At 56.0% G+C, this 11,793-nt stretch carries 7 protein-coding genes; 5 read left to right on the top strand and 2 right to left on the bottom strand.

Annotated features, from left to right (window positions below; all coding sequences use genetic code 11):
• Nucleotides 1-29: 29 nt before the first annotated feature.
• A complete protein-coding gene (locus ACE5KN_RS20115; protein WP_375527979.1) occupies nt 30-1,337 on the bottom strand; it encodes an ABC transporter substrate-binding protein in 1,308 nt (435 codons plus the stop codon).
• 317 nt (nt 1,338-1,654) lie between these two features.
• Here ACE5KN_RS20115 and ACE5KN_RS20110 point away from each other — a divergent pair, with 317 nt between their 5' ends.
• The 5 genes from ACE5KN_RS20110 to ACE5KN_RS20090 all read left to right on the top strand — a co-directional run bounded on the left by ACE5KN_RS20110 (nt 1,655) and on the right by ACE5KN_RS20090 (nt 10,454).
• Nucleotides 1,655-3,193, top strand: a complete 1,539-nt coding sequence (locus ACE5KN_RS20110; protein WP_375527978.1) for a glycoside hydrolase family 31 protein — start codon at nt 1,655-1,657, stop codon at nt 3,191-3,193.
• Nucleotides 3,194-3,396: 203 nt separating this feature from the next.
• Nucleotides 3,397-5,034 carry a response regulator gene (locus tag ACE5KN_RS20105; protein ID WP_375527977.1) on the top strand — a complete coding sequence of 546 codons (1,638 nt, stop codon included), beginning with the start codon at nt 3,397-3,399 and terminating at the stop codon, nt 5,032-5,034.
• Between the two features lie 18 nt (nt 5,035-5,052).
• Nucleotides 5,053-6,780: a sensor histidine kinase gene (locus ACE5KN_RS20100; protein ID WP_375527976.1), complete on the top strand. Its 1,728-nt coding sequence runs from the start codon at nt 5,053-5,055 to the stop codon at nt 6,778-6,780.
• Nucleotides 6,777-8,495: an extracellular solute-binding protein gene (locus ACE5KN_RS20095; protein ID WP_375527975.1), complete on the top strand. Its 1,719-nt coding sequence runs from the start codon at nt 6,777-6,779 to the stop codon at nt 8,493-8,495. The genes ACE5KN_RS20100 and ACE5KN_RS20095 overlap by 4 nt, the downstream gene beginning before the upstream one ends.
• Nucleotides 8,496-8,549: 54 nt before the next feature.
• Nucleotides 8,550-10,454: a PAS domain S-box protein gene (locus tag ACE5KN_RS20090; protein ID WP_375527974.1), complete on the top strand. Its 1,905-nt coding sequence runs from the start codon at nt 8,550-8,552 to the stop codon at nt 10,452-10,454.
• A gap of 75 nt (nt 10,455-10,529) precedes the next feature.
• Here ACE5KN_RS20090 and ACE5KN_RS20085 read toward each other — a convergent pair whose 3' ends face one another.
• The gene (locus tag ACE5KN_RS20085; protein ID WP_375527973.1) at nt 10,530-11,747 is read right to left on the bottom strand and encodes an aminotransferase class I/II-fold pyridoxal phosphate-dependent enzyme; all 1,218 of its coding nucleotides are present in this window, start codon (nt 11,745-11,747) and stop codon (nt 10,530-10,532) included.
• Nucleotides 11,748-11,793 lie beyond the last annotated feature (46 nt).

Below are 11,793 nucleotides of genomic sequence, written 5' to 3'. Positions count from 1 at the left end.
CCTTCAACGATTATGACCAGCAAGGGCTCTTACTTCCCGTTCGCGATTGCCTGGTTCATCATATCCGCCACTTTCCTGGCGCCTTCCTCGACCGGGATCGCACCGCCCCATGCTTGAGACATGATCTCGGACTCCTTTGCAAACCAGACCGGATATGACTGTGAACCGCTCGGGTATGGCGTCGCGTCCGCTGCCTGGTCGATGAACACCTGCAGGTTCAGGTCCGGTTTGGATTTTACCCAGGCGTCCTGCGTGTCCTTGAACGCGGGGATCGCTGCGCCCATCTGGGCCATGATCTCCGCCGCCTCCTTCGAGCCGAGAAACTTCAGGAACCGCCAGGACTCCTCTTTGTGCGTGCCCTTCGCGGACATGACGTTGCCGAGGCCGTTGATAATATTGCCGCGCCCCGCCTTGCCTGTCGGCAGCGGCGCCCAATCATACTTGCCCTTGATGATGTCGCTGCTGTCCAGGTTGCCGACGTCCCACGAGCCGTCAAAGATCATCGCGAGCTTGCCCGACTTGAACATCTCGACCGAATCTGTGTCCGTCATCTGCTGATGCGTCGGCGAAGCCTTATCGAGAATCATCTGGTAGCGGGCCTTAAGCGCCTCGATTGAGGCGGGCTCATCGTAACCGGACTTGGTCATGTCGCCGTTTAAAATGTGGCCGCCATTCGCCAGCATATCGTTCCAGTAGCCGGCCTGGGTGTCCATTTTGGCTCCAAAGCCGTAAATGCCCTTGTCCGGCTGGCTGAGCTGCTTGGCGACCTCTGCCAGCTTGGCGTAGTCCCACGTATCGTCCGGATACGGAATGCCCGCCTGATCGAACAGCTCCTTGTTGTAGGCGAGTCCGATCGTGTCAAAGTCCTTCGGAATGCCGTAGTTTTGCCCGTCCAGCGTATAGATCGAGCCGAGGTTGGATGTGTAGTTGTTCAGATCGATCTCGCCGGCCTGCACCTTGTCCGTAATCGGCTCCAGGAACTGCCCGGCCGCGTACTTGCTGAACTGGCCGGCGTGCATCCAGAATACATCGGGCAGCGTGCCCGCCGGCGCGGCGGCAGACATCTTCGTCCAATATTCGCCCCACGGAATGGCATCGACCTTAACCTCGATATTCGGGTGCTGCTCGGTAAACGCCTTGGCGATCGCCTCCATCGCCGGCTGTTGATTTTTATCCCAGATCGTGTAGTTGATTGTCACACTCTTCTGGTTGCCGCCGGCAGACGAGCTGTCTGCAGACTTGCCTGCGTCGCTCGAATTGCCGCAGCCGGCCAGCGCCAGCGATGAGACGAGCAGCGCACCCACGACCGCTGACGTCCATTTTTTTCTCATGTTCATCTTGATATGCCCCCTCCGCTAATCTTGAAAAATGAAGGCTGTGCCTTAACCTTCCGCCAGCATAAACGGGCGGCTGGAGCACGGAAAAATTGCGCGATTCTTCCGCTGTTCAATCGTCGTGAGCTCTTGACGCCTTCATTATAAATCATGGAAAATCCGGGTTTGAATGCCCCGATTTTAAGATTCAAGCCTCATTCTTAAGATCCACTTCCCAGCCGCGGACGTTGTCTGCATAATTAAAAAACAGAATCAAAATCAGACGATTTGGGGCACAAATTCCACAAGGTTTTGCCCGCAATCGAAGGGAGAATTTTGCCATGACCAATATCTCAATCGCACGGCTGCCCGGCGAATACTGGTGGGGCGGCGCAATCAACGAAGGCAGCGCCATGCCGTTCGGCCGGACGGCACATACGAGGGATTTGCGCGTGACGGACGACAACCAGGCCTCGCCTTTGCTGCTCTCCAGCAAAGGCCGGTACATTTGGAGCGAGGAGCCATTCGCCTTCCGCGTAGACGAGGACGGGCTGTCTGTCTTTGACAGCGCCGGTGAAGTCATCGTCGAGGAAGGGCATAACTCACTGCAGGGCGCCTACCGCCATGCCGCCCGCACACACTTCCCGCCGTCCGGGCTGCTCCCCGACGAGCTTGCGTTTACAGCTCCGCAGTACTGCACCTGGGTCGAGATGTTCTATGAACCCACGCAGGACAAGATCATTCGCTACGCCGAGGCGATCCTCGCAAACGGGCTGCCGCCCGGCATCCTCATCATCGACGACAACTGGATGAAGGACTACGGCATGTGGGACTTCGACAAGCACCGCTTCCCCGATCCGCGGGCGATGATCGACACGCTGCACGGCATGGGCTTCAAGGTAATGCTCTGGATGTGTCCTTATGTGAGCGCGGACTGCACGATGTTCAAGGAATTGCGCGGCGGCGACCTGCTCATGAAGGGAGCAGACGGCGCACCTGTGCTCCGGCATTGGTGGAACGGCTACAGTGCGGTTGTAGACTATACGAAGGAGGAAGGCGCAGCCTGGTTCAGACGGCAGATGGACCGGCTGATCGCGGACTACGACGTTGATGGCTTCAAGCTCGACGCCGGCGAGCCTATTCTGCCGGGAGCACCGGACACGACGCAGCCTGTCGCCTGGTCGCACCCGCTGCGCCTGCTTGAGGACTGTGAAGCCTATGCCGCCATTGGCATCGGCTACCCGCTCATCGAGCTGCGCATGTGCTGGAAGCTCGGCGGGCATGGGCTTATCCAGCGGCAGCGGGACAAGACGCATACATGGGACGCAGAGGGGCTGGGCGGCCTGATTCCGAACGCGATTGCACAGGGGCTGCTTGGCTACGCATTCAACTGCCCGGACATGATCGGCGGCGGCATGGACGGTGATATCAACTCCCCCGACTTCCGCTTCGACAGCGAGCTGTTCGTGAGATACGCCCAGTGCGCCGCGCTGTTTCCGGTCATGCAGTTTTCCATGGCCCCCTGGCGTGTGCTGCGCGGCGACGAGCTGACCTGGTGCCTGGACGCCGTGCGGCTCAGATCCAAGCTTGGCCCCGAGCTGCTTGCGCTCGCCCGGCAGGCCGCTGCTGATGGCCTGCCGATGCTGCGCAGCCTGGAGTTCGAATATCCCGGCCGCGGCTATGAGCTCGTACAGGACCAATTTCTGCTCGGTCCGAACCTGCTCGTCGCTCCGGTCGTCGTCAAGGGACAAACATCGAGACGCGTCGTCTTCCCCGAGGGACGTTGGCAGGGCGATGACGGCAGTATCGTCGAAGGCCCGACCGAGCTGGAAGTCGAGGCTCCCCTCTCGCGTCTGCCCTGGTACCGCAAAATTCGATAGCACGCGGTCGTCGACGTGAACGAATTCAAGTCCGCCCTGCGGGCAGGCACGATCGCCGATTGACAAGGGCCTGGATTGTCGGATAATTAGAAAAACGTCTATCGACGTATATTCACAGAAGACAGACCCTATTTAGCGGAAATTTTTCTTGCGATTTCAGGAAGCATATGCCAGGATGTTTATACTATCGGGAGGAGTCAAGCATGTATGATCTGCTAATCGTCGACGATCACACTCACCTTGTGGACAGCCTTGAACGCAATATGCCGTGGGAAGCACTCGGCATCGGCAAGGTTCACAAGGCTTTTTCCGGCGAGGAGGCGCTCGAACTTTGCAAGAGCTATCCTGTCGATATTATCATCACCGATATTCGCATGCCCGGCCTCTCCGGCCTCGATCTGATCCGGCATGTCAAAAAATACGATAAACACTTCAAAAGCATTCTTCTGTCCGGCTATGGCGAATGGGACTACGCGCAGGAGGCGATCAAGCAGCAGGTGGACGGCTACCTGCTCAAGCCGGTGGACCATGGGGAACTGGCCGGCATGCTGCGCCGGCTGACGGAAGCCCTCCGCCTCGAATGGGACGAGCGGGGCAAGCAGGAGAAGGCGATGAGCATGCTGCGCGAGCATATGCCGTTATTCCGGGAGAAGCTGCTCATGGATCTGCTGCAAGGACGGAAGCTGGCTCCCGGGCTGCTTGAGGAGAAGCTGGCCTATTATCAGATACCGTTCCGCCCAAAAGACGAGACGGCCATGTGCCTCCTTCGCATCGAATCGTCTGCGGGGGAACTGAACTGGCAGGACCAGTCGCTGCTGGCCTCTGCCGTCGTGAACATCGCGGAGGAGACGTTCGCGGATTTGTTTTATGTTTGGCATGGCCGCGATCCGTTTGAACATGAAGTATTCATCCTCAAGGCCCGGGAGGAGTCATGGCTGGCGAAGGAGACACACACGGAGCATGCCCGGCAGCAGTCGCTGGAGCATCTGGCGTCCAGGCTGCAGCATCGTGTCAGGCATTTTCTCAGAAGCAGCATCTCGATCACCGTGAGCCATTGGCAGGTGATGGCGCACAGCCTGCGTGGTACGTATCAGGAATCGCTGTCCGCATTCGCCCGCCATCTCGGCGGCGAGACAGACCTGTTCATCCGCCTGCAGGACGCCGCCGCCCCGGAGATGCCCTACCGCATCCACAGCCTGTACGAATCACCCGCGTTAATCCAGCTGTTCGAAATCAGTCAGTGGAATGCAATCTCCGCCAAGTGGGACGCCGTCTTCCAGGAGGTGACGGAGAAGCGGATGGAGTCGCGGGAGACGCTGCTCGAACTTTATTATCATGCGATGGGCTCCTTCAGCTTTTTTGCACACAAAAACGGGCTCAGCCTGCATGATATCATCCCGCCGGAATCGGACAAGGCCGGCGACGCGAGCCGCTTCCGCCATATGCGCCAGCTGCAGGACTGGATCGCGCATACGCTCAAGCAGCTGCGCGAGATGACCAAGAACGAATGGAACAACGCACAGGTGTCACTCATCCGCAAGGTCCAGCAGTTCATCGCCGATCGGCCCGCGGACGCCACGCTGCAGACGGCGGCTGATCATGTCGGACTGCATCCGGCGTACCTGTCCGCCCTGTTCAAGAGCAAGACAAGCGAGAATATCAGCGAATATATGTACAAGGTGCGTATGCAGCGGGCACGGGAAATGCTTATTGAGCAGCCGGAGCTCAAGGTCAGCGACGTCGCATCGGCGATCGGCTACCACAAGCCGCAATATTTCATCAAGCTGTTCAAGGAGCATTACGGACTGACACCGCAGGACTTCCGCCACCAATACTCCTGACCGAACGGGGATGCTCGCATGAGACTTACGATATTCACAAAAATTGTACTTGTCATCTTCCTGCTGCTCGTCTCCACACTGCTGCTGTACTACTTGACGAACCGCTCCAGCGTGAGACTCATCAAGCAGGAGATTCAGCGCGTGAAGCTGAATGAGCTCACCTTCCTGGCTGGCGATATCGACAGCAATCTGTCCAAAATATCGTCCTTCAGTGATTTTCTCGTGCTCGACAAGGATGTGCGGCTGCTCGCGACTCCTTCCTTTCTGGAAGGGGACTTCGAGCTGAACAAGCTGAAGCTGAGGGTGTCGGACAAGCTGAACCTGCTGCACGCCCTGAACAACTGGAACGCCGAATTCACGGTAATCTACGCGGAGGACAGCCCCGCCTTCTCCTCGCTTTCCTCATCACCTGCGCTAAGCGACCTGTACCTGAAGACGCACTTCCGTCCATTCTGGCAGTATGAGCAGACTGGCGGCGGCGCGTATTTAACGTATTATCTGGCGCATCCGTATACGTTCCGCTTCGAGCCGGACGAGGTGTCTTATGTCGTCAGGGCCAGGATCGACACCAAAAACGTGCTCGACGATCTGGACCGCGCCAAGGGGGCGAACGACAACGGCCCAATCTTGTTCTCGGCGGCCGGAGACGTGCTGGCCAGCGATACGAGTCAGTTCCCGTTCATCCGCGAACTGACCCGGGGGCTCCAGGTCGGGAAGGAAACGAGCGGCAACAGGCTCATTAAACTGGACGGTGAGCAATACTTAGTTAATTTCTCCGCGCTGGGCAACTTTAAAGGCTGGTATGTCGCGGACTATACCCCGATCAACGAGGTGCTGGGTCCGATCTATGCCAACCAGCGCCTCTACTATTTCTCCAGCGTCTTCCTGCTCCTGTTCAGCATCCTGCTCGCCCTGCTGCTCTACCGGGATGTGCAGATCCCGATCCGCAAACTGATTTGGGGCGTCAAGAAGATCACATCCGGCCAGTATGCGATCACGCTGCGCCAGGAGAGCAACGACGAATTCGTCTACCTGTTCGACCGCTTCAACGAGATGTCCCGCGAAATCAAGGAATTAATCGAAAAGGTGTACATGGAGCAGATCCGCTCCAAGGAAGCGAAGCTGCGGCAGCTCCATTCCCAGATCCAGCCGCACTTCCTGTACAACTCCCTCGCATTCATCAAAAGCATGGCCGAGCTCGACGAAAAGCAGGCCGTCATCGACATGTCCATGAGCTTAAGCCGCTATTTCCGGCAATCCATCAAGTTTGAGAACACGTATACGACGGTGCGGGAGGAGCTCGAACTCGTCCGGTTGTACCTGACGATCCAGAGTCTGCAGATGGACCGCTTCGTCTTCTCCATTGATGTCGAGGAACAGCTTCTCGATCTGCAGGTGCCGCGGCTGCTGCTGCAGCCACTCGCGGAAAACGCCATCCTGCACGGCATCGAGCCGCTGCGCACGGTCGGGGACATTCGGATTACAGGTCATTCTGACGGAGAATACTGCGAGCTGAGCGTAGCGGACAACGGCTGCGGCGTCGATCCTGGACGACTCGACGCGCTCCGCAGCGCGATATACTACGGTGCGGACGAGAATACCGCATGGGCGCTTCACAATGTGTACGAACGGATGAGCGCGCTGCTTGGCCCCGACGCCCATATGGAGCTGGCAAACGGAGAGCTGGGCGGGCTCCAGGTTACACTGCGGTGGAAAGCCATCTGCGAAAAGGAGGGAACGGGATGATGAAGATATGGAGATGGTTGAAGCAAACGGGGCTGTTCGGCCTCGCGATCGTCTTTTTCGTTGTTGTCATGACATTTTCCTTCATCTATTGGGAGGATCAGACAGGACACCCCGACCTGCCGGAAGCGAAACCCTTGTCCGCAGAACAGTCCCCTTCGTTCGTCGGAGGAAAATATGAGCCTCCCGCTGTCCTGACAACCGTCGGGCATCTGTACCCGGACATCGAGTTCAAAAACGGCGAGGATCTGCAAAACAACGTACTGAACCGGCTGTTCGAGGACAAGCTCGGCATCAAGGTGAAGTATCTGTGGACGACGACCGGGGACGAGGACGTCTACATCAACAAGCTGAATACCTCGATTGCAACCGGACAGCCGCTTCCCGATATCGTCACGTTCAAAGGCGGACAAAATCTGTATCCGCTGCTGCGCTCCGGCGCCTTCCGCGATGTCGGGCCGCTGTTCGAGCGATATGCTTCGCCCAAGTGGAAGGCGGCCATGGCACAGGCGCCCGAGGCGTGGGACCGGTATACGATTAACGGCAAAAAGATGGCGGTGCCGATCCTCGACGGCAGGATGAACTCGAACGAGGTGCTGTACATCCGTCAGGATTGGCTCGACAAGCTCGGCCTGAAGGCGCCCTCCACTCTCGATGAGATGGAGTTCGTCATGGATGCGTTTGTCAACCGGGATCCGGATGGCAACGGTGCAGATGACACCTACGGGCTCAGCATCAGCCTGAAAAATTCATTTTTCACCTGGATGTCAGACGCAGGCTTCGTGTTTGGGGCTTACGGGCAGATGCCGGACATTTGGAGCATGGGCGCGGACGGGAAGCTGTCTTACGGCTCGGTCCAGCCAAGCGTCCGGCAGGGACTGAAGACGCTGAAGCGCTGGATGGAGCGGGGTTATGTGCCGAAGGATGCCGAAATCCTCGACGAGGTTCAGGCGACGGAATTATGGACGCAGGGCAAGGCAGGCATGATCGTGGCACCGCTGTGGGCCGCCGGCTGGCCGCTCGGGGATGTGACCGCGAGCGTTCCGTATGCCAAGTTCGACGCCTACCCGATTCCCGTCGGGCCGGGCGGCCTGTCCGGCACGCGCGGCACGCCCCCGGAATACGGCGCGATTGCCATCAATGCGGACATGGCGAATCCCGAGATTTTTTTCAAATATATGAACTTTGTCTACGATAATTTCGTTGATCCGCCTGCCGGCTCGCCGTATCGCTGGGGTATCGCCGAGGGCTATGACTACGGCTATTCGGGAGGCAAGGTAACCTTCCGGGATAGCCAGGTGCCCGGCGGCCTCGCAGACCCTCAGAAGTATCTGCTGAGCCTGTCGTTCCCCTCAGTTCCGAACCTGCTCAGCGAATCGATTGCCCGCATCAATCGCGGCGCGTCCGACCAGACACCATACGACATCAAAAACAAGCTGCTGCGTACGCCGCAGGAGCTGAAGGGCTGGAAAATCGTTGAGAGCAATCCCGCCGTCTACAAGACGGACGCCTTCACCGGCCCGCCGACGCCAACGATGGAAAAAATCGGCGACGCCCTTGACGAGCTGCTCCACGACGCGATGCTCAAGATCGTATACGGCCAGGAACCGCTGCCCTACTTTGATCGTGTCGTCGCCAGATGGCACGTGCTGGGCGGCGACGAGATGACCGACGAGGTGAACGAATGGTACTCTACGATTTCAAATGGAATTTTCTAAGAAATCATCGTATGATATTTACATAAAATTTGAACCATCGGAGGGGATTTCGATATGCACATCACTGAAAGCGCAAAACATTCCTTCTATGAAAATGTACACAGATTCGCCTCTTTCGGGATTATTCAAATATCGCTGGAGGGGACATTTGAAAGTGTGAATCCCGCCGTATGCCGGATGTTTCAGTACACAGAGGAAGAACTTCTCGGCTTCAGGTTCGGTCAGCTCTCTCATCCGCAAGAACCCTTTCAATCCCTGGCAGACGTTAAACCTCTGCTTAAAGAGAATGCAATCGAATTTCAACAGCGGTATATTCAAAAGAGCGGCAATATGATCTGGTGCCTGGTCAATTTAAGCCTGATCTATGATGAACTGGGAACGCCTCTATATTATATTTCTCAAGTGATTGATATAACCGAACAAAAGAACTCGGAAATCAAGCTGCAGGAGACCGTAGAGCGTTACACCTCCCTGAAAAGATATAATCATGATGCGGTCATTTCCTTCGATCTGGAGGGTAGAATTATCAACGGCAATAAAATGGCCGCCAAGCTTACAGGCTATTCTATCGAGAAAGAACTGGCCGGGATGGAGATTTCCAGGCTGATTGGCGAAGCAAATGTCAGGAAAATTCTCGCTCAGGCCTTGCATGATGATACGGTAGAGCAGCAAATAGACGCCATCATAACCAAAAATGGCAGCAAAATCCCTGTACTTTCCAGTATTGCGCCCATTTTTATCAATCAAAAGAATATCGGCTTTTACCTGATTGCCAAGGATATTACGGAGCAAAAGGAGCTTCTGCTGGCGAAAAATATAGCGGAGAGCACCAATAAAGCCAAAAGTGAGTTTCTGGCCATGATGAGCCACGAAATCCGCACACCCATGAACGGTGTGATTGGCATGACCGATATTCTGCTGGAAACGACCGAGCTGAGTGACGAACAAAAAGAATATTTGGAGATTATCCGCAGAAGCGGAAACACATTGCTTTCCATCATTAATGACATTCTTGATCTTTCCAAAATCGAAGCCGGCAGAACCGATCTGCAGGAGACGATCTTTGACGTACGCCAGTGTATAGTGGAGACGTTGGACATCCTGTCACCCAGAGCAGATGAGAAGCGACTGTCCATGACCTATTCCATCGGCCATGACGTGCCTGATTACGTATATGGCGATGCTGATCGAATCAAACAGATATTGATCAATTTAGTCGGCAATGCCATTAAATTTACCCCGAGCGGTGAAATCTCCCTGGGCCTCAGAAAGATCAGCAAGGATCAAAAACGGACTCACCTGGAATTTACCGTAAAGGATACAGGAATCGGAATTCCGCCGGACCGGCTTCAGGAAATTTTCGAACCTTTTTCCCAGATTGACCACTTTATGAAAAGGAATCATGAGGGGACTGGTCTGGGCCTTGCGATCAGCCAAAAGCTCGCCCATCTTATGGGAGGAAGCATAAGAGCTGTAAGTGACGGGAAAAACGGTTCCACTTTTACTTTTGAGGTAAGTCTGCAGCAGAAAGGAAAACCTGTTCTACTGGATGAATCGGATGTTCGCAGGGCGGGAACTTCGCTGAATATGCTGATTGCAGAGGACAATTATATCAACCAGTTGGTTTTGCGAAAAATGCTCGAAACGATGGGACATTCGGTTACAGTGACCGAAAATGGCGAGGAAGTTGTCAAGAAGGCCGCATCCGGAGGATACGATATCATTTTCATGGATGTTCATATGCCGCACATGAACGGTTATGAAGCGGCGAAGGAGCTAAAAAGTGTCCTGCCGGCTGACCAATGCCCTTTGATTGTGGCCGTAACGGCCAATGCGCTGAAGGGCGACCGCGAAAAATGCCTTGACGCAGGCATGGATGAGTATGTAAGCAAGCCGCTGAAACGTGAGGTCTTATCCAAAATCGTAGATAAGTATATAAATACCAGGCTGACTACCTGAGTGCCCCTATGAAAAAGAGCAGATCCAGCCTGGACCTGCTCTTTTTCTCATCTGTATTCCTGCAGAATATCGCCATTATTCCTTCAGGAAATCGCCGATGCGTTGTGCTGCTTCCATCAGCATCTCTTCTTCCTGTACGAGAGCAATGCGAACAAAACCCTCTCCCTGAGCACCAAATGCACTGCCCGGAACCACAACAACCCCGGTCGACAGCAGCAGCTCCCGTGCAAAACGCCGGGAATCCCACGGCTCCGGTCCCGTACGAAAGCGGCCGGGAAGTGGAGCCCAAAGGAACATGGTCGCCTTTGGCTTCGGGATATCCCAGCCCTGGGCTGCGAGGGCCTCAACCAACGCGTTGCGACGCCGCTCATACAAAGGCGCTACGCCTCTGTCTTCCGCAGGACGCTGCATCGCCTGCTCAAGGGCAGCGATGGCCGCCGTCTGCACCGGCTGGAATACACCATAATCAATGTTCCCTTTCAGCTCGCGCAATGCGGCAACAGCCTCGCGGTTACCGGCTAGAAAACCGATGCGGCAGCCTGCCATGTTGAAGCTTTTGGAGAAGGAATGAAACTCGACAGCCGTATCCAACGCGCCGGGAATCTGCAAAATGCTGATCGGACGATAGTCATCAAAGCCCATTTCCGAATACGCCAGATCATGAACTATGAGTACGTCCCACTTTTTCGCCAAAGCAACCAGCTTTTCAAAAAAGGCATAGTCCGACTGAACAGCAATCGGATTGCCCGGGAAATTAAGCAGGATGAACACCGCCTCCGCCCATACCTCATCCGGGATTTCATCCAAATCAGGCATGAAGCTGTTCTCCTGCCGCAAGGGCAGCAGCCACGGCTTTACGCCCGCGATCGCGAGCGAGCCAAAATAAATCGGGTAGCCCGGATCAGGGACGATGGCCGTATCCCCCGGATTACAGACCGCCTGGGCAAGATGGGCCAGCCCGTCCTGCGAGCCCATCAATGCCAGCACCTCCGCCCCCGGATCAAGTGTTACTCCAAACCGGTGCGCCATCCAGGCGGCTGCCTGCCGGCGGAATGCAAGACTGCCGCTTGTCCCCGGATAAGCGTAGCTGTCTTCTGCGAGAACCGCCTGGCTCAGCACCTCCCGAACCTCTTGGGACGGTGCGCGGTCCGGACTGCCAATGCTTAGATCAATAACGTCCTTTCCCGCCCGCCGCGCTTCCTCCTTCCACCCGGCAATCTCCGCAAATATGGACGAGCCCAGGTGATCTAGCTTCTCCGCCCGCCATCTCTGTTTGATGTCACTGTATGCCACTGCACGCACCCACTTGTGTTTTTCAACTATTATAGCATGATCCATT

It is taken from the genome of Paenibacillus terreus, from assembly GCF_042138595.1.
Lineage (GTDB): Bacteria > Bacillota > Bacilli > Paenibacillales > Paenibacillaceae > Paenibacillus > Paenibacillus terreus.
This window is presented reverse-complemented; position numbering and strand designations above follow the sequence as displayed.